At 60.0% G+C, this 21570-nt stretch carries 22 protein-coding genes; 5 read left to right on the top strand and 17 right to left on the bottom strand.

The window, feature by feature from the left end:
• The first annotated feature begins 77 nt into the window (after positions 1–77).
• Positions 78–1082 carry an AraC family transcriptional regulator gene (locus tag GIR22_RS11480; protein ID WP_154743433.1) on the top strand — a complete coding sequence of 335 codons (1005 nt, stop codon included), beginning with the start codon at positions 78–80 and terminating at the stop codon, positions 1080–1082.
• On the opposite strand, the gene GIR22_RS11475 is transcribed toward GIR22_RS11480, so the two are convergent.
• A complete protein-coding gene (locus tag GIR22_RS11475) occupies positions 1083–1448 on the bottom strand; it encodes a response regulator (RefSeq protein WP_154743432.1) in 366 nt (121 codons plus the stop codon).
• Positions 1449–1485: 37 nt separating this feature from the next.
• A complete protein-coding gene (locus tag GIR22_RS11470) occupies positions 1486–2172 on the bottom strand; it encodes a Crp/Fnr family transcriptional regulator (RefSeq protein ID WP_154743431.1) in 687 nt (228 codons plus the stop codon).
• An 83-nt stretch (positions 2173–2255) separates the two neighbouring features.
• Here GIR22_RS11470 and GIR22_RS11465 point away from each other — a divergent pair, with 83 nt between their 5' ends.
• Entirely contained in the window at positions 2256–2780 is a 525-nt protein-coding gene (locus GIR22_RS11465) for an Mpo1 family 2-hydroxy fatty acid dioxygenase (RefSeq protein ID WP_154743430.1), read from the top strand.
• Between the two features lie 39 nt (positions 2781–2819).
• Here GIR22_RS11465 and GIR22_RS11460 read toward each other — a convergent pair whose 3' ends face one another.
• From GIR22_RS11460 to oscA, 5 genes are all read right to left on the bottom strand, one after another.
• On the bottom strand, positions 2820–3800 hold the full coding sequence (locus tag GIR22_RS11460) for a sulfate/molybdate ABC transporter ATP-binding protein (RefSeq protein ID WP_154743429.1): 981 nt from the start codon (positions 3798–3800) through the stop codon (positions 2820–2822).
• A 3-nt stretch (positions 3801–3803) separates the two neighbouring features.
• Entirely contained in the window at positions 3804–4676 is an 873-nt protein-coding gene (cysW, locus tag GIR22_RS11455) for a sulfate ABC transporter permease subunit CysW (protein ID WP_154743428.1), read from the bottom strand.
• Between the two features lie 13 nt (positions 4677–4689).
• Entirely contained in the window at positions 4690–5508 is an 819-nt protein-coding gene (gene cysT / locus GIR22_RS11450) for a sulfate ABC transporter permease subunit CysT (RefSeq protein ID WP_154743427.1), read from the bottom strand.
• Positions 5509–5684: 176 nt separating this feature from the next.
• Entirely contained in the window at positions 5685–6695 is a 1011-nt protein-coding gene (locus GIR22_RS11445) for a sulfate ABC transporter substrate-binding protein (protein WP_154743426.1), read from the bottom strand.
• 77 nt (positions 6696–6772) lie between these two features.
• Entirely contained in the window at positions 6773–6955 is a 183-nt protein-coding gene (gene oscA, locus GIR22_RS11440; RefSeq protein ID WP_029299482.1) for a sulfur starvation response protein OscA, read from the bottom strand.
• 468 nt (positions 6956–7423) lie between these two features.
• On the opposite strand from oscA, the gene desA reads away from it, so the two are divergent.
• Positions 7424–8608: a delta-9 fatty acid desaturase DesA gene (gene desA / locus GIR22_RS11435; protein WP_154743425.1), complete on the top strand. Its 1185-nt coding sequence runs from the start codon at positions 7424–7426 to the stop codon at positions 8606–8608.
• Between the two features lie 215 nt (positions 8609–8823).
• Here desA and GIR22_RS11430 read toward each other — a convergent pair whose 3' ends face one another.
• A complete protein-coding gene (locus tag GIR22_RS11430; RefSeq protein WP_154743424.1) occupies positions 8824–11955 on the bottom strand; it encodes an efflux RND transporter permease subunit in 3132 nt (1043 codons plus the stop codon).
• A 2-nt stretch (positions 11956–11957) separates the two neighbouring features.
• Positions 11958–13121 (bottom strand): efflux RND transporter periplasmic adaptor subunit, encoded by a 1164-nt coding sequence (locus GIR22_RS11425; protein ID WP_154743423.1) that lies wholly within the window; start codon positions 13119–13121, stop codon positions 11958–11960.
• A 115-nt stretch (positions 13122–13236) separates the two neighbouring features.
• On the opposite strand from GIR22_RS11425, the gene GIR22_RS11420 reads away from it, so the two are divergent.
• Entirely contained in the window at positions 13237–14658 is a 1422-nt protein-coding gene (locus GIR22_RS11420; RefSeq protein WP_246208228.1) for an ATP-binding protein, read from the top strand.
• Between the two features lie 4 nt (positions 14659–14662).
• A complete protein-coding gene (locus GIR22_RS11415; RefSeq protein WP_154743422.1) occupies positions 14663–15337 on the top strand; it encodes a response regulator in 675 nt (224 codons plus the stop codon).
• Between the two features lie 122 nt (positions 15338–15459).
• Here the strand turns inward: GIR22_RS11415 and gabT are convergent, their stop codons facing one another.
• The 8 genes from gabT to GIR22_RS11375 form a co-directional block, all read right to left on the bottom strand.
• Positions 15460–16740 carry a 4-aminobutyrate--2-oxoglutarate transaminase gene (gene gabT, locus GIR22_RS11410; protein WP_154743421.1) on the bottom strand — a complete coding sequence of 427 codons (1281 nt, stop codon included), beginning with the start codon at positions 16738–16740 and terminating at the stop codon, positions 15460–15462.
• 184 nt (positions 16741–16924) lie between these two features.
• Complete coding sequence (gabD, locus tag GIR22_RS11405; RefSeq protein WP_154743420.1) at positions 16925–18367, bottom strand: NADP-dependent succinate-semialdehyde dehydrogenase; 1443 nt, start codon at positions 18365–18367, stop codon at positions 16925–16927.
• Between the two features lie 290 nt (positions 18368–18657).
• Positions 18658–18972, bottom strand: coding sequence for a RebB family R body protein (locus tag GIR22_RS11400; RefSeq protein WP_154743419.1), 315 nt, complete (start codon positions 18970–18972; stop codon positions 18658–18660).
• A gap of 54 nt (positions 18973–19026) precedes the next feature.
• The gene (locus GIR22_RS11395) at positions 19027–19341 is read right to left on the bottom strand and encodes a RebB family R body protein (RefSeq protein WP_154743418.1); all 315 of its coding nucleotides are present in this window, start codon (positions 19339–19341) and stop codon (positions 19027–19029) included.
• Between the two features lie 82 nt (positions 19342–19423).
• Positions 19424–19894 carry a hypothetical protein gene (locus GIR22_RS11390; protein WP_246208226.1) on the bottom strand — a complete coding sequence of 157 codons (471 nt, stop codon included), beginning with the start codon at positions 19892–19894 and terminating at the stop codon, positions 19424–19426.
• A gap of 28 nt (positions 19895–19922) precedes the next feature.
• The gene (locus tag GIR22_RS11385; protein WP_154743417.1) at positions 19923–20561 is read right to left on the bottom strand and encodes a hypothetical protein; all 639 of its coding nucleotides are present in this window, start codon (positions 20559–20561) and stop codon (positions 19923–19925) included.
• A gap of 82 nt (positions 20562–20643) precedes the next feature.
• Entirely contained in the window at positions 20644–21216 is a 573-nt protein-coding gene (locus GIR22_RS11380) for a hypothetical protein (protein ID WP_154743416.1), read from the bottom strand.
• 18 nt (positions 21217–21234) lie between these two features.
• Positions 21235–21462, bottom strand: a complete 228-nt coding sequence (locus tag GIR22_RS11375) for a RebB family R body protein (protein WP_003187543.1) — start codon at positions 21460–21462, stop codon at positions 21235–21237.
• Positions 21463–21570 lie beyond the last annotated feature (108 nt).

The raw sequence follows: 21570 nt of genomic DNA, 5'->3' as shown, positions 1-21570 counted from the left end.
TCTGTACATCCTGCCCTATGCGATCTGGTGGGACGCTAGCCCGGACGTCAACCTGTTGACCGCAAGCGCCAATTCACATGACTGAACCCACTTCCCTCGCCAGTTGGACTCGCGCCTTGCGCAAGCAGCTCGATGCCCTGGGCCTCGACAGCGCAGCCCTGTGCGTGGAAGCCGGGCTTGATCCACAGCAGATGGACGATCCCAACGCTCGTTATCCACTGTGGGCCACCACCCGCCTTTGGGAGCTGGCAGTGCAGGCCAGTGGCGATCCGGCCATTGGTTTGCGGGTGTCGCGTTTCGTCAGCCCCACCACCTTCCACGCCCTGGGCTATGCGCTGGTGGCCAGCGGCAGCCTGCGGGAAGTGTTCGAGCGGATCGTGCGTTATCACCCGGTGGTCAGCGACGCACTGACCCTGGAGCTTAGCCGGGACGGCGAGCGTTATCGTTTCCGCTTGCAACAGCCCAGCGGCAGCCAGGCGCCTGCGTTCGAAGCCATTGATGCTTTCGCAGCGATTTACGTGCGCACCTGCCGTAACCGCCTGGGTCGCGACTATGCGCCATTGGCGGTGTATCTGAGGCGACCGGAACCGGCTGATCCCGAGCCGTGGCACAGGGTGTTCCGCTCGCCGGTGTTTTTCGGCGCCGAGGAAGATCGCCTGGAGTTCGCTGCCCGTGACTTCGACAGACACCTGGACGATGCCAACCCGGAACTGGCCGAACACAACGAAACCGTGCTCAAGCGCAGCCTCGCCCAACTGCAACCGCTGACCTGGGAACGCAAGGTGCGCACCGCCATCGAAGCACAGCTGCCGGAAGGCGAACCGAGCGCCGAGCGCATTGCCCAGGCTTTGCACCTGAGCTTGCGCAGCCTGCAGCGACACCTGGCCGATGAGGGCTGTCGGTTTGATACGTTGCTCAATGAATGCCGGGAGAATTTGGCGCTGGTGCACCTGCGGGACCCGCAGCACTCATTGGCCCAGATCAGTCATTTGCTGGGGTTTGCCGATACCAACAGCTTCAACCGGGCGTTCAAGCGCTGGACGGGAATAACGCCGGGGCAGTTTCGGGATGGGCTGCGATAATCAGCGCCCGCGATCGCGCCGCAACAGCTTCCTCACCCGCGCCACCAGAGCCTTGGCCTCGAATGGCTTGAGCAAATAGTCATCCTCATGCAGCTCCAACCCACGCAGACGGTCTTCAATACCATCGGGAGTGGTCAGGAATAGCACCGGCGTCTCGCCCTTCTGGCGGATCGCCTGCTGCAACTTCCAGGCATTGAGCCCCGGCAGCATCACATCGAGGATCACCAGGTCGTACTCGGTGCTTTCGACAAAACGCAGGGCCGCCATGCCATTGGCCGCCACCTCTACCGTATAACTGGCCTCCTCCAGGCTCCGGCCCATCCACTCTGCCATTTGCGACTCGTGTTCCACTAACAGCACACGCATAACACACCTCGAATAATGTGATCGCAGGCTAACACCCTCAGGCGTGCGCCGCCTCGCGTAACCGTTGCACATCGAGAATTTCAATCTCGCCGTAGCCCAGGCGCACGATGCCCTGGCCTTGCAGGTCCTTGAGCAAGGCATTGGTGGTCTGGCGCGACAGGCTCAGCATCGCCGCCAGGTCCTCCTGGGGCAGTTGCAGCGTGCGCCGCGCCTGTTCGGTCTCCCCGTAGCCTTCGGCGATCATCAGCAGGCGGTGGGCCACGCGCACCGCCGCCGGCATCAGGCTCAGTTGTTCGATATTGATAAAGGTCAGGCGCAGCTTCTGGCTCATCAACAGAGCCATGTCGCGCCAATAAGCCGGGGTTTCTTCCAGTATGTGCAGCATCGCTGGCTGTGGCACCCGCAACAAGGTGCAAGGCCCGACGGCGCAGGCGTCATGGGTGCGCGGCAAACCGTCGAACAAGGAGATCTCGCCAAACCAGTGAGGCAGCTCCACCAGGCTCAGCACCGCTTCCTTGCCCTGCTCGCTCACCGCGCTGATCCGTATGGAGCCTTCCAGCACCGCATACAGACCACAGGGCGGGTCGCCACGCTTGAACAGATACTGGCCCGTGGTCAGTTGTCGCAGCCGTCCCTGTCGACACAAACTATCCTGAAAGACAGCGGGCAAGTGGCTGTACCAGTGACCGGTCGATAGCCGCTCGTGCCATTTCTCTAGGTCCATGAGAACTCCGAAGATTGTCGCCCAACTGACAGTTCGCCACAGGCATACAGGACATGATCAAACATTCTACAGGAGCAATAACAATGAAAAGCCTCGTCGACCATCTCAGCCAGTATGCCGCCTACCACCGCGACCCGCGCAATATCGCCAGCCACTTCATTGGCATTCCGCTGATCGTGGTGGCCGTGGCCGTCTTGCTCTCACGCCCCGAATGGTCGGTGGCCGGGCTCTGGTTGTCGCCGGCGGTGATGCTGGGGTTATTTTCAGCCTGGTTCTACCTGCGCCTGGAACTGGCTCTTGGCGTGCTGATGAGCGTGTTGATGGGCTTGTCGGTGTGGCTGGGTCATGTATTGGCGGCGCAAAGCACCCTGGTATGGCTCAGCAGCGGCATCGGGATGTTTGTGGTGGGCTGGGTAATTCAGTTTGTCGGCCATTACTACGAGGGTAGAAAGCCTGCATTTGTCGATGACGTTTCCGGACTAATTGTCGGGCCGTTGTTTGTGGTGGCGGAGTTGGCATTTCTGGTGGGGCTGCGGCACGACCTCAAGCAGCAGATTGAGGAGCGTTCGGGGCCGGTGCGCTTAAATCAAAAAAATATCGCGGCCTGATGAGCGTTCCCACACAGAGCGTGGGAACGCTCAGGAACGTCAGGGTTTTTGCCAGACTTTGGGTTTGAAGAACAAGGTCTGGCCTCGGTCTAAACCGGTGAGGCTGTCGTGGTCTTTCACCACTTCGGCTTCGATCAGTTCGCTCTGGCCTTCGACCTTCAGGGTGATCCGAGTCGTGGCGCCCAGCGGGCGAATATCCCGTACTTGCGCAGCATGGTGATCTTCCAGTTCATGGCGCGACAGCGACACTTCATGGGGGCGGAACAACACGTGCTTGTCCTCCCCCAGGTGCAGGCGGTTGGAATCGCCAAGGAAGTGGTAAACAAAATCACTGGCCGGGTTTTCGTAAACGTCCCCCGGCGAACCGATCTGCTCGATCACGCCTTTGTTCATCACCACAATGCGGTCGGCCACTTCCATGGCCTCTTCCTGGTCGTGAGTGACGAATACCGAAGTCAGGTTGATATCTTCGTGCAGACGCGCCAGCCAGCGGCGCAGTTCCTTGCGGACCTTGGCGTCGAGGGCGCCGAAGGGCTCATCCAGCAGCAGCACTTTGGGCTCCACCGCCAAGGCGCGAGCCAGGGCGATACGCTGGCGTTGACCACCGGAGAGTTGCTCCGGGTAGCGGTCGGCCAACCAGTCCAACTGCACCATGTTTAATAGCTCGTGGACCTTTGCCGCGATCTGGCTTTCGCTCGGGCGCTGGTTTTTCGGTTTCATGCGCAGGCCAAACGCGACGTTGTCGAACACGGTCATGTGGCGGAACAACGCGTAGTGCTGGAACACAAAGCCGACGTTGCGATCACGCACATCGTGGCCGGAGACGTCTTCGCCGTGGAACACGATGCTGCCGGCGTCCGGGGTTTCCAGCCCGGCGATGATGCGCAGCAAGGTGGTCTTGCCGCAGCCGGAAGGCCCAAGCAAAGCCACCAGCTCGCCACTCTGGATATCCAGGTTGATGCTGTCCAGGGCCTTGAAGGCGTTGAAATTCTTACTAACGTTACGGACTTCGATCGACATGACTTATTCCTCACCGCTACTGGCGCGCAGGCGGTTGATACGGTTCTCGCTCCACTGCTTGAGCAGCAGGATGAAGAGCGCCAGGATCAGCAACAGGCTGGCCACCGCAAACGCGGCAACGTGGTTGTATTCGTTATAGAGAATCTCGACGTGCAGCGGCAGGGTGTTGGTGACACCGCGAATGTGCCCGGACACCACCGACACCGCACCGAACTCACCCATGGCCCGCGCGGTACACAGCACCACGCCGTAGATCAAGCCCCACTTGATGTTCGGCACGGTGACGTGCCAGAACATCTGCCAGCCGTTGGCGCCCAGCAGGCGCGCGGCCTCTTCTTCCTGGGTGCCCTGCTCCTGCATCAGCGGGATCAGCTCACGGGCAACAAAAGGCACGGTGACGAAGATCGTCGCCAGCACGATGCCTGGCAAAGCGAAGACGATCTGGATGTCGTGATCCTGCAACCATGGGCCAAAGAACCCCTGGGCGCCGAACATCAGCACGTAGACCAGGCCTGCGATCACCGGCGAGACCGAGAACGGCAGGTCGATCAGCGTCACCAGCATGCTCTTGCCGCGGAACGAATACTTGCTCACGCACCAGGCGGCGCTGACGCCGAAGACGACGTTGAGTGGTACCGAAATCAGCACGGCAAACAGCGTGAGTTTCAGCGCCGACAACGCGTCGGGTTCGAAGATCGCGGCAAAAAACGCTCCCAGGCCCAGCTTCAGGCCCTGGGACACCACGATAAACAGCGGCAGCAATAGGAACAGGGCAAAGATCAGCCAGCCAAGGCCAATCAGAATGCGCCGGGACACCGCACTGCCACGCCGGGCAGCGTTGGCCGAAGACGCGGCGGTAATAGACGATTGGGACATGTTCCGCGCCTCCTTATGGGGTTTCGATGCGCCGCTGCAACAAGTTGATCAGCAGCAACAGGACAAAGGAAACCACCAGCATCAGCACGCCGATGGACGTAGCGCCGGTGTAGTCGTATTGGTCGAGCTTGACCATGATCAGCAACGGCAGGATCTCGGTTTTCATCGGCATGTTGCCGGCGATGAAGATCACCGAACCGTACTCACCGACGCCTCGGGCAAAGGCCAGGGCAAAGCCGGTGAGCCAGGCGGGCAGTAGCGCCGGCACCAGGATGTAGCGGAACACTTGCAGTGGCTTGGCGCCAAGGCAGGCGGCGGCTTCTTCGATTTCCCGGGGGATATCGGCCAGTACCGGCTGCACGGTGCGCACCACGAATGGCAGCGTGACAAAGGTCAACGCCAGGGTGATGCCCAGCGGGGTGTAGGCGATCTTGAAGCCCATGTCAGCAGCGAACTGGCCCACCAGGCCATTCGGCGCATACAAGGCGGTGAGCGCGATACCGGCCACGGCGGTGGGCAGGGCGAACGGCAGGTCGATCATCGCATCGATGATCTTGCGGCCTGGGAACGTGTAGCGCACCAGCACCCAGGCCAGCAACGTACCGATCACGCCGTTGATCAGCGCGGCGTACAAGGCAGTACTGAAGCTCAACTTCAACGCCGCCAACACGCGTGGCGCCGAGATGATGGCCCAGAATTGATCCCAAGTGAGTTGCGCAGCATGGACGAACATTGCCGCCAGCGGTATGAGCACAATCAGGCTGAGGTACACCAAGGTGTAGCCCAGCGTCAGCCCGAAGCCGGGTATGACGGGGGAGATACGACGCGACATAAAAGTCCTTGGTTAGCGGAACAGACATGCAAAACCCGCAAACGAATGCGGGCTCTCTACCCACTGCAGGAGCAGGCTTGCCCGCGAAGATCGTCAACGATAGCGCGGGCAGTCTGGATGCGCGCGGTGTCTTGAAGTTTTTCGCGAGCAAGCTCGCTCCTACAGTGATGGGGGTGTTACTGCGCCGTGTAGATCTGGTCGAACACGCCACCATCATTGAAGAATTTCGGTTGTGCAGTTTTCCAGCCGCCGAAGTCTTTGTCGATAGTCACCAGGTCCAGTTTCGGGAACTGCTGGGCGTATTTGGCGGCGACGTTTTCATCCCGTGGACGGTAAAAGTTCTTCGCTGCGATCTCTTGGCCTGCCGGGCTGTACAGGTGGTTTAGGTACGCAGTGGCGATCTCTGTGTTGCCCTTTTTCTCGGCGTTCTTGTCGACCACGGCCACAGGCGGCTCGGCGAGAATCGACAAGGACGGCACGATGATGTCGAACTTGTCGGTGCCACCGTCTTCCTTGAGGGCCAGGAACGCTTCGTTTTCCCAGGCCAGCAATACGTCGCCCTGACCGTTGTTGACGAAAGTAATGGTCGAACCACGAGCACCGGTGTCAAGGATCGGTACGTGCTTGAACAACTCTTTCACATATTCCTGGGCCTTGGCTTCGCTGCCACCGGCTTTCAGGCCATAGGCCCAGGCGGCGAGGAAGTTCCAGCGGGCGCCGCCGGAGGTTTTCGGGTTTGGCGTGATCACGGAAACGTCTTCCTTGATCAGGTCGCCCCAGTCCTTGATGCCCTTGGGGTTGCCCTTGCGCACCAGGAATACGATGGTCGAGGTATACGGGGTGCTGGCTTCAGGCAGGCGGGTCTGCCAGTTTTCAGGCAGGGTCTTGCCCAGCTTGGCGATTTCGTCGATGTCACCGGCCAGGGCCAGGGTTACCACATCGGCGCGTAGGCCATCGATCACCGCCCGGCCTTGCTTGCCCGAGCCCCCGTGGGATTGCTGGATCTTGACGTTGTCGCCAGGGTGCGCTTTCTTCCAGAAACTGGTGAACTCGGCGTTGTATTCCTGGTACAGCTCACGGGTCGGATCGTAGGAAACGTTGAGCAGTTCGTAGTCCTTGGCAACAGCGGAACCGGCAAACACAGCGCTGGCCAGCGCGGCCAGGGCATAACGGCGAATCGACGACATAGACAAGCTCCTGAAATTCTTGGGTGTTGGCTTTTTCTTATTAAGTGCTGGTCACACAACCGAATCGCCGATCTTGCTTAGCTCGGTTTGTTGCCCGGGCTCTGCAGACGAAATTTCTCTTTGCGTTCGATCTGTACCACTTGGGCGTTGTGTACCGTGATTTCCACCGCGCCAAACCGCAGATCGCGCAAGGCGCTCTGGATCTCGCGCAAAATGGCTGCTTCGTCCTGGCCGTCAACGCTACGTAGAGAGGCGCTCATGGTCGTGCTCCTGAAATGAGAAGTGCCTGGCAGTGGCGGCACTGCTTGCGGCGTGAGAGCAATAGTAGATAAGCGCAGATATTCTTAAAAATACTATTTAAGAATGTTTATATAACTAAAAATAATTTTCTGCCGGGACAGGGCCGCGAGGCAATCAGCACCGGCCCGCGCGTCCGAAGCCTGTGACCCAACTCCACCGGTTCATCGATAAAGTTGATCAATCTCGGCGGCTGAGCTGGATCCACACCCTCGAATTCAGCAGGTACATCAGCCCGCACACAGGGCGCTGGATATGAAAACAACAATGCTCCATAGGCCCTACTCTAAAACCAGATTCGCCCTACAAAGGCTACGAACCATAGAATAGGAAACATCCAGTCACTCCTATCTGAAAGGGTGGCTGGTTTTATCTGTTGGCTTAGTGATAATGCGTGAGCTGCTTTTCTTTATCTGAGGGCCATACAGCCTATGTGGTACAACGGTTTTCTTGACTTGTCAGCCTGGCAACTGGTAGCAGTCACCCTGTTGATGACCCACGTGACCATTGTTGGTGTCACGGTTTATCTGCACCGCTATTCAGCCCACCGCTCCCTGGAGCTCAATGCTGGCCTGAAACATTTCTTTCGCTTCTGGCTGTGGCTGACCACGGCGCAGAACACCCGCGAGTGGACCGCCATCCACCGTAAACACCACGCCAAGTGCGAAACCGTCGATGATCCCCATAGCCCGGTGATCAAGGGCCTGTCCACGGTCCTGCGCAAAGGCGCCGAGTTGTACCGCGCCGAAGCGGAGAACCCCGAGACCCTGCGTATCTATGGCAAGAATTGCCCGGACGACTGGGTCGAACGCAACCTCTACACCCGCTACCCGTTGCTGGGTATCATCCTCATGGGCGTCATTGACCTGCTGCTGTTCGGCACCATCGGCATCACCATCTGGGCCATCCAGATGATGTGGATTCCGTTCTGGGCCGCCGGCGTGATCAACGGCTTGGGCCATGCGATCGGCTATCGCAACTTCGAATGCCGTGACGCGGCGACCAACCTGATTCCCTGGGGCATCATCGTCGGTGGCGAAGAGCTGCATAATAACCATCACACCTACCCCAACTCCGCCAAGCTGTCGGTGAAGAAGTGGGAGTTCGACCTGGGCTGGGCCTGGATCAAGGTGTTCAGCTTCCTGCGCCTGGCCAAGGTCCAGCGGGTTGCGCCGATCGCCCACCGGGTCGAAGGCAAGGGGCATCTGGATATGGACACCGCCATGGCGATCCTCAACAACCGCTTCCAGATCATGGCCCAATACCGCAAGTTGGTGATCGCGCCGCTGGTCAAGCAGGAACTGGAGAAGGTCGATCACTCGGTCCGTCACCAGTTCCATCGCGCAAAGCGCCTGCTGTCGCGGGAAACCAGCCTGCTGGATGACCGCCATCACCTGCGCATCCAAAACATGCTGGAACACAGCCAGGCCTTGAGAGTGATCTACGAGAAGCGCCTGGCGCTGCAACAGATCTGGCTCAAGACCAGCACCAACGGGCATGACATGCTGGCGGCCATCAAGGAATGGGTCCACGAGGCCGAGGCCAGTGGGATTCAATCCCTGCGTGATTTTGCCCATCAGTTGAAAACCTATTCGTTGCGACCAGCAACGACCTGACTGATCGTCCCGCAGCAAAGGAATGCTGCCTCGGACGCTCCGTTATCCCGCTCATTCGCCCCCGATAACGCAACTAACCTGCACACTCCCCCTGTCAGCCCCTGCGGTACGCCAGGCAGGCGTCGGTTCCCTGTCCAATAAGTCCTCCCCGCCCTCACTGTAACTACCGATCAGCAGCCCGCCCATCAACAGCCAGATAACAAACCAGCGCCGATTCATTGCTCTGACTCCAAAGACACCGCAGTCGCCGGCTTGCGCGTAAAACGCCCGCGAATCAACACAAAAAACAGCGGCACAAAAAACACCCCCAACACCGTCGCACTGAGCATCCCGCCCAACACCCCGGTGCCGATGGCCTGCCGGCCTGCCGATCCTGCGCCGCTGCTCATGGCCAGCGGCAAGACACCGAACATAAACGCCAACGATGTCATCAAAATCGGCCGTAAACGCAGGCGTGCGGCGGTCAACGTGGCATCTACCAAGCTCTGGCCCTGCTCCTGTAAATGCTTGGCAAACTCGACGATCAAGATCGCGTTCTTGGCCGCCAACCCCACCGTGGTCAGCAGGCCGACCTGGAAATACACGTCGTTCGACAATCCCGTTACCCGCGTCGCCAACACCGTGCCAATCACTCCCAACGGCACCACCAGCATCACTGAGAACGGCACCGACCAACTCTCGTACAACGCCGCCAGGCACAAAAACACAAAGACGATGGACACCGCGTACAACAACGGCGCCTGAGTCCCCGCCTGACGTTCCTGATAGGACTGCCCGCTCCACTCGTAACCGATACCCTCGGGCAGTTGCTTGATGATTACTTCCACTGCCGCCATCGCCTCACCCGAGCTGACACCCGGCGCCGGATCACCCACCAGCCCCAGCGAAGCGCTACCGTTGTAACGTTCCAGTTGCGGCGAACCGTAACTCCAGGCCGCGCTGGCAAAGGAGGAAAACGGCACCATATTGCCCAGGCTGTTGCGCACAAACCAACGGTCCAGGTCCGCGACCTGCATGCGGGCCTCGGCCTCGCCCTGGATGTACACCCGCTTGACCCGGCCTTGATTAAGGTAATCATTGATGTAGTTGCCGCCCAGCGCCGCCGACAAGGTGCTGTTGATGTCGCTGGTGGACAGGCCCAGGGCTCCGGCCTTGCGATCATCAATATTGACCCGCAGTTCCGGGGTGTCATTCAACCCGTTGCTGCGTACCCGTTGCAGCAGCGGGTTCTGGTTGGCCTGGCGAATGAACTCGTCACGAGCCTTGACCAGTGCGTCGTGCCCCAAGCCGCCGAGGTCTTTGAGCTGTACATCAAAACCCGAGCTCTGCCCCAGCCCGCGGATCGCCGGGGGCAAACTGACAAAAATACTCGCATCGCGCACGCTATCCAGTGCCTGGCTGGCGCGCCGGGCAATCGAAGCCGAGTCCTGGCCGGGGCCTGTGCGCTCGCTCCAGTCCTTGAGTTTGATGAATGCCCGTCCGGTGCTTTGCCCATTACCGCCGATGCCCAGGCCGGCAATGCCGATCAGCGCCTCGACCTCCGGTTGCGCCAACATATAGTCCTCGAACTGACGCATGGCTGCATCCATACGGGTATTGGTCCCGCCCTCCGGCAGCTTGATTTGCGCCATCAGCGTGCCCTGATCCTCATCCGGCAAAAAGCCCGTGGGCAACTGCACGTAGACCAGGCCCATGGCACCGGCTATCAGCCCGTACCCCAGCAGCCCCATACGCTTGCGCTTGAGCATCTGCCCCACACCGACCTGGTAGCGCTCGGTATTGCGCGCAAACATGCGATTGAACCAACCGAAGAAGCCGCCACGGTTACCATGATTGACGTCGCCAGGCCGCAACAGCGTCGCGCATAAGGCTGGGGTCAGGGTCATCGCGACAAACACCGACAACAGCATGGCGACGACGATGGTCACCGAAAACTGCCGGTAAATGATCCCCGTAGAGCCGCTGAAAAACGCCATGGGAATAAACACCGCCGACAATACCAAGGCAATGCCCACCAGGGCGCCGGTGATCTCATCCATCGACTCGCGCGTCGCCTCCAACGCCGACAGGGCTTTCTCGGCCATGACCCGTTCAACGTTCTCCACTACCACAATCGCATCGTCCACCAGCAAACCAATGGCCAATACCATGGCAAACATGGTCAGGGTATTGATCGAATACCCCAGCAACGCCAGTACTCCGAAGGTTCCCAGCAACACCACCGGCACGGTCAGGGTGGGGATCAGCGTGGCCCGCAGGTTTTGCAGGAACAGGTACATGATCAGCACCACCAGCACGATGGCTTCGCCCAGGGATTTCACCACTTCATTGATCGACAGGCTGACAAAGGGTGTGGTGTCGTAAGCCACCACGGCCTCCAGTCGTAGCTCACTGGGAAAAAACTGCGCCAGCTCGTCCAGTTTGGCCTTCACTGCATCGCCCACCGATAAGGCGTTGGCGCCGGTCGCCAGGGTCACACCCATGGACGCCGCTGGCTGGCCATTGAGGGTGGTGATCACATCATAGCTCTCGGCGCCGACCTCAATCCGCGCCACATCGCTGAGCAGAACCAGGGCGCCGTCACTGGCCGACTTGACCACCACACCGCGAAACTCTTCCAGGGTCTGCAGCTTGTTGCGCGCAGTGATGGTGGCATTCAATTGTTGCCCCGCTACCGCCGGCAAGGCGCCCAATTGCCCGGCCGAGACTTCGGTATTCTGCGCTTGCAACGCAGCGCTGATGTCCGAGGGCATCAGTGCGTATTTGGCCAGCTTGGCCGGGTCGAGCCAGATACGCATGGCAAAGCCAGACCCGAGCAACTGCACCTCGCCCACGCCGTTGACCCGACTGAGCTGGTCGAGCAGAGTGCTGTCGATGTAGTCGCCGATCTCGTTGCTGGTGACCTGACTGTTCGCCGACTTCAGTGCCACCAGCATCAGGTAGTCAGAACTGCCCTTGGTCACCGTCACCCCTTGGCTCTGTACGGTTTGCGGCAAGCGCGACTGGGCCTGCTGAAGCTTGTTCTGCACCTGCATCTGTGCCACATCAGGGTCCGTGCCAGGGGCAAAAGTCAGGGTGATCGTCGCGGTGCCCGCCGAACTGCTGGAGGCGGACATGTACAGCAGGTTATCCAGGCCGGTCATTTGCTGTTCGATGATTTGCGTCACCGAGTCCTCCACGGTCTTGGCCGAGGCGCCGGTGTAGATGGCAGAAATGCGTACGCTGGGCGGCGCAATGTCCGGGTACTGCTCCAAGGGCAGTTGGCTGATAGACAGAGCACCGCCCAGCATGATGACAATGGCGATAACCCAGGCAAAAATCGGTCGATCAATGAAGAAGTGGGCCATGCTCAACCCTCCTTCTTCAGGACCGGGTTATCCACGATCGACACCGCTACGCCGGGCCTGACCTTCTGCCCCCCTTCAACGATCACCTGCTCACCGGCCACCAGCCCCGAGGCCACCCACCATTGATGGTCCACGGCCCTGTCAACCGTGATTTGCCGCTGCTCAACCTTGCCCTCGACCACCAGCAACACCGAGGTGGCACCACCGGCCGCACGGGTGACCGCTTGCTGTGGCACCAAAATCGCCTGGTCATCACGCGCCTGCTCCAATACACCGCGCACGTACATGCCTGGCAGCAACTGGCGATCGGGGTTGGCGATCTCTGCACGCAAGGTCACGGTGCCGGTGCCTTCGCTGACCTTGGCGCCGCTGAACTTCAGATGCCCAGTCTGGTTGTAAAGGCTGCCGTCCTCCAGGCGCAGTAACATGTCCGCTTCGCCCTCGGCGGCGCTGCGCAGGTTGCCAGCGGCCAGTTCACGGCGCAGTCGCAACAGCTCGGTAGTGGACTGGGTGACATCCACGTACAGCGGGTCAAGCTGCTGAATGGTGGTCAGCGCCGTTTCCTGATTGGCGACAACCAAGGCTCCAGGAGTGACAGTGGAGATTTCAATGCGTCCGGAAATCGGCGCGACAATGCGCGTGTAGGTCAGGTTAATCAGTGCGGTCTCAAGGGCCGCCTCGGCGAGTTTCACGTCCGCTGCTGCCGTATCCACACTGGCTTGGGCGTCGTCGTTGTCCTGATGGCTGACGGCCTCGATGCGCACCAATTCGGCCGTACGCTTGGCCGTGACTCGGGTCGCCTTGAGGCTCGCGCGCGACCTGGCCAGCGACGCTTCGGATTGCGCCACGGCGGCGCGATAGGGCGCTGCATCCAGCTCGTACAGCACCTGCCCGGCCTTGACCTCACTGCCTTCGACAAACAGGCGCCGCATCACCACACCCCCCACCTGCGGGCGTACTTGGGCCACCAAAAAGGCCTGGGCACGCCCCGTCAGCTCGGTGCGCAACACCTGGCTTTTCGGCTTAAGGATGACCACGCTGACCTGCGGCACAGCCGGTGCTGCTGGCGGCTTATCCGAGGAACAACCGTTCAGCTGTGAAAGCACCAGCAGTGCCATTACGAACGCGCACGTCACCAGGAATTTGGCGAGCAGTTTTGTCGACATAGATGCCTCAACAACAAAGGGGAAAGCTAGAGCGAGGCATCAGGATGAGAGGCAAATGTGCAGGAAAATTGAAGATTGGCGCACACCCTTGAAACCTGCACGCCAGGGGGCCTAAATGGACAGACATTCCGCGACTTGCCCGTACCCCATGAAGCTGAGTATTTCCACCAAACTGTTCGCCGCTGTCTTCGCCAGCGTGCTGCTGGTGATCCTGGCGATGAGTGCTGCCACAGGCTGGAGCTTTCAGCGCGGATTTATTGGCTACCTCAACGACCAGGGGATTACACGACTGGAGAAAGCCTTGCCAAGGCTGGCCGAGTTCTATGTCCAGGAGGGCAGTTGGGAACGCTTTCGCAATGACCCACGCCAACTGTTTGAACTGATGCTGCCCATTCCAGGTGTGGATTTCCCGCTGGATATTCCACCGGAGGAAGCCATGATGCCCGACTCCACCGGCGCGCTGTTTCGTACTGCCCTGCTGGATGCCCAACAACAGCGGGTGGCCGGCTACAGGAAGCCCGGAGCTGAAGCGATCTTGCGTCCCATCCTGCTGGATGGAAACACAGTGGGCTGGCTGGCCCTTGCACCTTTTCAGAGCGTTTCAGAAGGCGGTGGCGAAATCTTTCGACGCTACCATCTCAACACTAGCCTGATCGTCGGCCTCGGCTCGTTGCTGCTGGCCACACTGATCGCCTGGTGGATCTCCCGTACGCTGCTCGGGCCAGTCAAACGTATAGCCGCCGCTACCCATCGACTGGCAGCCGGTGAGTACAATTGCCGGGTGTCGGTGGCGTCCCAAGATGAAGTCGGGCAACTGGCCCGGGACTTCAATCAACTGGCCCTGACCCTTGAGCGCAACGAGCGCATGCGCCGCGACTTCATGGCCGACGTCTCCCATGAACTGCGTACGCCACTGGCAATCCTGCGTGGGGAGCTTGAAGCCCTCGAGGACGGTGTGCGCCCCCTGAACCGCACAGCCCTGTGGTCACTGCAAACCGAAGTAGGCCTGCTGGGAAAGCTGATCGAAGACCTTTATGAGTTGTCCCTGGCGGACGTCGGTGCCCTGACCTATCGCAAAAGCAAAGCCGACGTGGGCGCGCTGCTGAGCCAGAGCGTCGAGCTGTTTCGCGAGCGTAGCCTGGCTTGTTGCCTGAGCCTGGAGTTGAAACTTCCAGCCAGGCCCTATGTGCTTGAGGTGGACACCAGCCGCATGCAACAACTGTTCAGTAATCTGCTGGAAAATTCGATGCGCTACACCACCGCGGGCGGTGGTGTACACGTCAGCCTCAGGCCCGATCCCCACACGTTGATCATTGATATTTTCGACTCCGCTCCCGGGGTGAGCGCCGAGCAACTGCCACGGCTGTTCGAACGCTTCTATCGTGGCGACATTTCACGCAATCGAGCCAATGGCGGCGCGGGCCTGGGCCTGTCGATTTGTCGGAACATCGTCGAAGCGCATGGCGGCCAGATCAACGCAGCCCACTCGCCTGAGGGTGGGCTGTGGCTGAGCATCCAACTACCTTGGGAGAACTGAACCAATGTCAGGCGAAGCACCCATTCTGGTGGTTGAAGACGAGCCCAAACTGGCGGCGTTACTGCGTGATTACCTGATCAACAACGGTTACAAAGTGAAGTGCCTGAATAACGGTCTGGATGTCGTGCCCGCCGTGTCGGTGTACAACCCACGGCTGATCCTGCTGGACTTGATGCTGCCTGGGCGCGATGGCCTGGAGATCTGCCGTGAGCTGCGTACCTTCAGCGCGGTACCGGTGATCATGATCACTGCCAGGGTTGAGGAAATCGACCGCCTGCTGGGGCTTGAGCTGGGTGCCGACGACTATATATGCAAGCCTTTCAGCCCTCGGGAGGTCATGGCCCGAGTCAAGGCTATCCTGCGCCGCGGGACGCTGTTGGAGCCGCTCCACGCGCCACGCCTGTTCATCGATGAAGAACGCTACTGTGCTCAATTCGACGGTATCGCCCTGGACCTGACACCGATTGAGGTGCGCTTGCTCAAGACCCTCGCGAATACCCCGGGCCGGGTGTTTTCTCGTGATCAACTATTGGACAGGCTGTACTTCGATCACCGGGTCGTCACCGACCGCACGGTGGACAGCCACATCCGCAACCTGCGCCGCAAACTGGAACACGCTTGCCCCGGGCAGGATCCGATTCGCTCCATCTACGGCGTAGGCTACAAGCTGGAACTGTGAGGCGGGTCAGTGCCCCCGACGCAGGGCTTGCCACTTCCGACCGCGGCGCCGCCGCCAACAACGAAAAAGCCGCTGAGCGTTAGCATCAGCGGCTTGTTCGAACGAGCCTCACGGCTCAGGCATTACACCAGTTCAGCGAAGCACTCTTCGATGATCGCCAGGCCTTTGTCCAATTGCTCGTCCGGCGAGGTCAGCGGAACCAGCACCCGCAATACGTTGCCGTAGGTGCCGCAGGACAGCAGGATCAAGCCCTTGTCGCGTGCCTTGGCAATGACCGACGCCACGGCAGCGGCGTTCGGCTTGTGGCTGTCGCCATCCTCGAACAGCTCGAGCGCGATCATCGCGCCCAGGGCACGCACTTCACCGATCACCGGGTGCTTGGCCTGGATAGCTTTCAGGCCAGTGACCAGACGCTCGCCCACGGCCTTGCAGCGATCCAGCAAGTGCTCTTCTTCAAACACTTCCATCACCGCCAGGGCAGCGGCGCAAGCGATCGGGCTACCGGCGTAGGTGCCGCCCAGCCCGCCTGGCGCGATGGCGTCCATGTACTCAGACTTGCCACACACACCGGCCAACGGGAAACCGCCCGCGATGGATTTAGCGAAAGTGGTCAGGTCAGCCGCAACGCCCATTTGTTCCATGGCAAAGAAGGTGCCGGTACGGCCAGCGCCGGTCTGCACTTCGTCGGCGATCAGCAGGATGCCATGCTTGTCGCACAGTTCACGCAGGCGCTTCATGAAGGCTTTGGGCGCGACGTAGAAACCGCCTTCGCCCTGGACTGGCTCGATGATGATGGCGGCGATATCACGCGGCTCGGCATCGTTCTTGAAGATGCGTTCGATGCTGGCGATGGAATCATCCACGCTCACACCGTGCAGTTCGTTCGGGTATATCGCGCGGAAGATGCCGCCTGGCATCAAGCCCATGCCGGCCGAGTAAGGCACGACTTTACCGGTCAGGCCCAAGGTCATCATGGTGCGGCCGTGGTAGGCGCCGGTGAAGGCGATCACACCGGCACGGCCAGTGGCGGCGCGGGCGATCTTCACGGCGTTTTCCACCGCTTCGGAACCAGTGGTCACCAGCAGGGTTTTCTTGGCGAAATCACCCGGCACCTTGGCGTTGATTTTTTCACACAACTCCACGTAAGGCTCGTAGGCCAGGACCTGGAAGCAGGTGTGGGTCAGCTTGTTCAACTGCTCGGTCACCGCCGCGATGATTTTCGGGTGCAGGTGGCCGGTGTTCAGCACCGCGATACCGCCGGCGAAGTCGATAAACTCGCGGCCTTCAACATCGGTTACGGTGGCGTTCTTCGCCGACTCGGCGAAGATCGGGTGAATCTGGCCAACACCGCGGGGTACAGCGGCTTCGCGGCGTTTCATCAGGGAAGCGTTGGTCTTGCTCATCAAAAAAGTCCTCATGCACCGCTCATCGGGCGGCGTGGTCCAAGGAGTACGTGGCGGGAGGCAGCTACGGCAGCATGCGATGATCGACTGCCAGAGCTTTCCCGGCCACTCTGAAATAACCGGTAAACACGCAAAGGGACAGCGCTCTCGTGCCCTCTGCGTTTAACGCAATGCCTTGCCGGGCTCAGATGCCCAGGCAGAGGTATTTGATTTCCAGGTAATCCTCGATCCCATACTTGGAGCCTTCACGGCCAAGGCCCGAAGCCTTGATGCCGCCAAACGGCGCCACTTCGTTGGAGATCAACCCGGTGTTGACGCCGACCATGCCGTATTCCAGGGCTTCGGCCACGCGGAACACACGGCCCAGGTCGCGGGCGTAGAAGTAGGACGCCAGGCCGAACTCGGTGTCGTTGGACATGGCGATCACTTCGGCTTCGTCTTTGAAGCGGAACAGCGGCGCCAATGGGCCGAAGGTTTCTTCCTTGGCCACGGCCGCATTTTTCGGCACGTTGACCAGGATGGTCGGCTCGAAGAAGTTGCCTTCCATGACCTTGCCACCCGCCAGCAGAGTTGCGCCTTTGCTCAGGGCATCAGCGATGTGTTCCTGAACCTTGGCCACGGCTTTTTCGTCGATCAACGGGCCTGTGGTGGTGCCGTCTTCCAGACCGTTGCCGATCTTGAGCTTGGCCACCGCCACTTTGAGTTTCTCGGCGAAAGCGTCGTACACCGAGTCCTGGATATACAGGCGGTTGGCGCAGACGCAGGTCTGGCCGTTGTTGCGGTACTTGGAGATGATCGCGCCTTCGACGGCCTTATCCAGGTCGGCATCGTCAAACACGATGAACGGTGCGTTGCCGCCCAGTTCCAGTGAGACTTTCTTGATGTCCTTGGCGCACTCAGCCATCAGTTGGCGACCGATTTCGGTGGAGCCGGTAAAAGACAACTTGCGCACGATCGGGTTGCTGGTCAACTCGCCGCCGATGTCGCCGGCGCTACCGGTCACTACGCTCAGCACGCCTTTCGGAATGCCGGCACGGTGCGCCAGTTCAACCAGGGCCAGGGCCGAGAACGGGGTTTGCGACGCCGGCTTGATCACCATGGTGCAACCGGCCGCCAGGGCCGGGCCGGCTTTACGGGTGATCATCGCGGCCGGGAAGTTCCACGGGGTAATCGCTGCGGTCACGCCGATCGGCTGCTTGATCACGATCAGGCGTTTGTCGGGCTGGTGACCGGGGATCACATCACCGTAGATGCGCTTGGCTTCTTCGGCGAACCACTCGATAAAGGAAGCGGCGTAGACGATTTCGCCCTTGGCTTCGGCCAGTGGCTTGCCTTGTTCGAGGGTCATCAGGCGAGCCAGGTCGTCCTGGTTTTCGATCAGCAGTTCAAACCAGCGGCGCAGCTTGTTGGCGCGTTCCTTGGCGGTCAACGAGCGCCAGGCCGGCAAGGCCTTGTCAGCGGCTTCGATGGCGCGTCGGGTTTCGGCAGCGCCCATTTTCGGCACGCTGCCCAGGATTTCGCCGGTAGCCGGGTTGTTGACCTTGATGGTTTGACCGTTGTCGGCATCGACCCAAGCGCCATCAATGAAGGCTTGCTGGCGGAACAACTGGGTGTCTTTAAGCTGCATGTCGGCTTTCCTTAACAGCACCGCGTGCACGCGGGGCAAATTAGAGTTGTTGAAAGGCGCCTTGAAGGCTGCCGTCAGGGAAATCAGTCACTGGGCGCAAGCAAGTAATGAGCGCTCGGGAGACAGGGCGTTTGAAATCTCAAACGAATCCTAGGATCAATGGGGGTAAAGGACAATAGGATGTTCGAAAAAAAGAACGAAAACGGCGTCGCTTTCCAAGTTTTCCGATCAGCGCCTACAAAAAACCCCCGCGACCCTGAGGGCGGCGGAGGCTTCGTTTGCCGGCCGGCTTAAGGCTGGAATGACTTGAGCACGGACAGCAAGCTGGTGAGGTTGTCCGAAACGCCGCCTTGGGCGACCTTCTCGGTGGCGGCCGCGCCAGCAGTGGTGTCGACGCTGTAGATCTGCATCACGCCCTGGTTGGTGGCCGCCTGGGCCAGAGTGTTTTGCTGTTGCTGGGCCGAGACAGAGTTTTGGAACAGAATCGCGGTGGCCTGGCCCATGGATTGGTAAATGGTACCCATGGCCATTGCGGGTGCTTCAGCGACCACTTTGACGTTGGACTGGGTGACGGCATCGGTGATTTGCGGACTGACTGTACTCATGGTTGGAACTCCTGTTTTTCTGAAAAGAAACAACATCCGTCAACGCTCAGCCAATCAAGGCTGGAACGACTTCATCACGCTCAACAAGCTGGTGAGGTTATCCGCCACTCCGCCCTGGGCGACCTTCTCGGTGGCGGCGGCGCCAGCAGTGGTGTCGACGCTGTAGATCTGCATCACGCCCTGGTTGGTGGCGGCCTGGGCCAGGGTGTTTTGCTGCTGCTGGGCCGATACCGCGTTTTGGAACAGGATCGCCGTGGCCTGGGCCATGGACTGGTAGATAGTGCTCATTGCCATCGCTGGCGACTCGGCCACTACCTTGACGTTGGTCTGGGTGACCGCGTCGGTGATTTGCTCATTTACAAATGCCATGATCAATTTCCTTATTTAGAACACGGAGCATTCCGTGTTAATCAATGAACGTTGCAAAACAGCGGGTGTGAATGGGTCGACATCAACCGTTCGAGCCCTTGTCATTACCGCCGCCCAACTGCCCCAGGGCTCCTTCGATCTGCGCGATCAGACCTTTAAGTTGCTCATCGATGGCAGTTTTCACTTCCTGCTGGATCAGCGCCTTCAGGTCAGCATCCGCCGGTTTTTCCGTACCCGGTGAAGGTTGCGGTTGCTGCGCCTTGAGCCATTGCTGGATCAACGCTTCACGCTGCTCGGCGGTCTGGCGAAGCGTTTGCTCATTGGCCTTGGCCTGGTCGAGGATTTCGCCGGCACGGGCCCGCTCGACGTCGATCAACTGGCTGGTCTGTGCCCGGGCCTGCTCGATGACCGCTTGGGTGGTGCCGTCCAGGGTCTGCGGCTTGCTGCGCAGCAGGGCCTCCAGCACTTGCCGGTCGCCGGGAGACAGCGGCAGGTTGAGGGCCTCGGCCAGGCGGTAGATGTCGGCCACGGGGTTTTGTTGGGATTGCGTCATGTCAGCCTCCTGGACCGCGCCCGGCCCGCTAAAGTCGCACTTCGGTGTTGTCCTGCCAGAAGCCGGCGAAGTAGAAATCTTCGTCGTTGTCACAACTGGAGGCCAACTCCCACGGTGTCATGACGGTGGGCCGCGTGTCGAAAATCGGCGCGGGTACCGGCAGCAGGTTGGCATTGCTGTAGAGGTTGCCCACCTCATAGGTATTGGCGACAAACTGCGAACAGAATGCGGCATTGCTGATGGACACCGACTCGTTGATACGGCTCATGATGCCGGGCTCATAAGCTGACAGCTTGAAGATCGACAGCATCGCGTTCCACTTGCTGTAGCGCCCACTGATGTCCTTGTTGACCACGTCACCGTAGAACTGGCCAGCAGCATAGGCGGCCGCACGGGCCAGGTCGGGGTCGGTGCAAGTGAACACCATTGCCCCACGGGGCGGGGTTTCGGTGGTCAGGTCGGTCAGTTGAATGCCGTCGCCGACACTTTCGATCACCCGGTTGGCATCCACCGCAATGGCCGCATGCACCACCGGCACATTGGGATCGCCCGTGCCAAAGATTTTGGCTTTGAGCCACTGCCCTGCACGAATAAACGCACGGGGAATACTGGTGGACACTTTGTCATCCACTTGTGCCACTGAAAAAACAATATCTCCAGGCTGCATGATGTCGCTCCTCATTTAAGAAAAGTTGCTTGCAGGTTGCTGTTGCACCGTTCCAGAAGGGCTCTGAAACGCCGTGCTCGATTCAGGCCGCTGGCGCAGCCCGATTAGCCAAGGTGTTGGCGTACTTGGCGATGCTCTGGTCGATCTTGTCGATGGCCACGCTGGCGGCCTCGGCTTCCATCGCGCCGGCGGCGGCAGCCACGGCAGCGGCCGCACCCACCAGCAGATCGGTGGCCAGCGCGCCCAACGCATCCTCGGCGGCGGCCGGGAGGTTGTCCTTGACGATGTTTTCGGTCATTTGCTGGAGCAGCACGGCCTGGGCCGCCAGGGCGATTTTGCTGACCCCATCGAAATACCCCGCTGCCGACTGCGCGACCAACCCGGCGGCCTGGCTGATCATCATGTCGGCCGGCACCGCGATTTGCGCCGGCGCATAGGCGAAATTCTGCGCATTGGTGAACTGCACAGCCTGAACGATCTGGCTATTGAGTGCCGCCGTACTGTCCGCAGACGGCGTGCTCGCCTGGTTGAGCAGGTGCTCGTTCATGCGTTCCATGATTGAGCGTGTGGCCTTCGCCGGCGAGTCTGGTGCAGGTGCATCAGCGGCGGGCGGTGCTTGTGGAGTGGCGGGTTGCTTTCTGCTGAACCACGACATAATCAGTCCCCCCAGGGCTCAGCCCTTCTCGCCAATCTGCATGATCAACGCGACAGCCTTGGAGATCACCGCATTGGAAATCTGGTTCATCGCCTGTTGGCTGTTGACTGCGTTCTGCAACGACAGGCCCGCCGCACTGCTCGCCACTTGATACAACGACGCAATGGCCTGGGCCGGTGCCTCCGCGACCACCTTGACGTTGGTTTGAGTGACAGCATCGGTAATCTGGCTGTTGACCTCTGTCATACATCTCTCCTTGATGGAATCGGCCCGGCGAAAGTGCCGGTGGTTATCGCGTGAGGCGAAACGTGCTCATTGAACTAGAACGCCTCATCTCGTCAGCTGTGAAAAAGC

This window comes from Pseudomonas karstica (assembly GCF_009707515.1).
GTDB classification, from domain to species: domain Bacteria; phylum Pseudomonadota; class Gammaproteobacteria; order Pseudomonadales; family Pseudomonadaceae; genus Aquipseudomonas; species Aquipseudomonas karstica.
This window is presented reverse-complemented; position numbering and strand designations above follow the sequence as displayed.

Excerpts from the sequence above, each read along its gene's own strand:
- GIR22_RS11470 (WP_154743431.1), bottom strand. The coding sequence starts at position 2,172 with ATGGACCTAGAGAAATGGCACGAGCGGCTATCGACCGGTCACTGGTAC.
- GIR22_RS11380 (WP_154743416.1), bottom strand. The coding sequence starts at position 21,216 with ATGTCGTGGTTCAGCAGAAAGCAACCCGCCACTCCACAAGCACCGCCC.
- GIR22_RS11445 (WP_154743426.1), bottom strand. The coding sequence starts at position 6,695 with ATGTCGTCGATTCGCCGTTATGCCCTGGCCGCGCTGGCCAGCGCTGTG.
- gabT (WP_154743421.1), bottom strand. The coding sequence starts at position 16,740 with ATGAGCAAGACCAACGCTTCCCTGATGAAACGCCGCGAAGCCGCTGTA.
- cysW (WP_154743428.1), bottom strand. The coding sequence starts at position 4,676 with ATGTCCCAATCGTCTATTACCGCCGCGTCTTCGGCCAACGCTGCCCGG.
- GIR22_RS11430 (WP_154743424.1), bottom strand. The coding sequence starts at position 11,955 with ATGGCCCACTTCTTCATTGATCGACCGATTTTTGCCTGGGTTATCGCC.
- GIR22_RS11475 (WP_154743432.1), bottom strand. The coding sequence starts at position 1,448 with ATGCGTGTGCTGTTAGTGGAACACGAGTCGCAAATGGCAGAGTGGATG.
- GIR22_RS11385 (WP_154743417.1), bottom strand. The coding sequence starts at position 20,561 with ATGCAGCCTGGAGATATTGTTTTTTCAGTGGCACAAGTGGATGACAAA.
- GIR22_RS11390 (WP_246208226.1), bottom strand. The coding sequence starts at position 19,894 with ATGACGCAATCCCAACAAAACCCCGTGGCCGACATCTACCGCCTGGCC.
- desA (WP_154743425.1), top strand. The coding sequence starts at position 7,424 with ATGTGGTACAACGGTTTTCTTGACTTGTCAGCCTGGCAACTGGTAGCA.
- cysT (WP_154743427.1), bottom strand. The coding sequence starts at position 5,508 with ATGTCGCGTCGTATCTCCCCCGTCATACCCGGCTTCGGGCTGACGCTG.
- gabD (WP_154743420.1), bottom strand. The coding sequence starts at position 18,367 with ATGCAGCTTAAAGACACCCAGTTGTTCCGCCAGCAAGCCTTCATTGAT.
- GIR22_RS11375 (WP_003187543.1), bottom strand. The coding sequence starts at position 21,462 with ATGACAGAGGTCAACAGCCAGATTACCGATGCTGTCACTCAAACCAAC.
- GIR22_RS11425 (WP_154743423.1), bottom strand. The coding sequence starts at position 13,121 with ATGTCGACAAAACTGCTCGCCAAATTCCTGGTGACGTGCGCGTTCGTA.
- GIR22_RS11460 (WP_154743429.1), bottom strand. The coding sequence starts at position 3,800 with ATGTCGATCGAAGTCCGTAACGTTAGTAAGAATTTCAACGCCTTCAAG.
- GIR22_RS11415 (WP_154743422.1), top strand. The coding sequence starts at position 14,663 with ATGTCAGGCGAAGCACCCATTCTGGTGGTTGAAGACGAGCCCAAACTG.
- GIR22_RS11465 (WP_154743430.1), top strand. The coding sequence starts at position 2,256 with ATGAAAAGCCTCGTCGACCATCTCAGCCAGTATGCCGCCTACCACCGC.
- GIR22_RS11400 (WP_154743419.1), bottom strand. The coding sequence starts at position 18,972 with ATGAGTACAGTCAGTCCGCAAATCACCGATGCCGTCACCCAGTCCAAC.
- GIR22_RS11395 (WP_154743418.1), bottom strand. The coding sequence starts at position 19,341 with ATGGCATTTGTAAATGAGCAAATCACCGACGCGGTCACCCAGACCAAC.
- GIR22_RS11420 (WP_246208228.1), top strand. The coding sequence starts at position 13,237 with ATGGACAGACATTCCGCGACTTGCCCGTACCCCATGAAGCTGAGTATT.
- GIR22_RS11480 (WP_154743433.1), top strand. The coding sequence starts at position 78 with ATGACTGAACCCACTTCCCTCGCCAGTTGGACTCGCGCCTTGCGCAAG.
- oscA (WP_029299482.1), bottom strand. The coding sequence starts at position 6,955 with ATGAGCGCCTCTCTACGTAGCGTTGACGGCCAGGACGAAGCAGCCATT.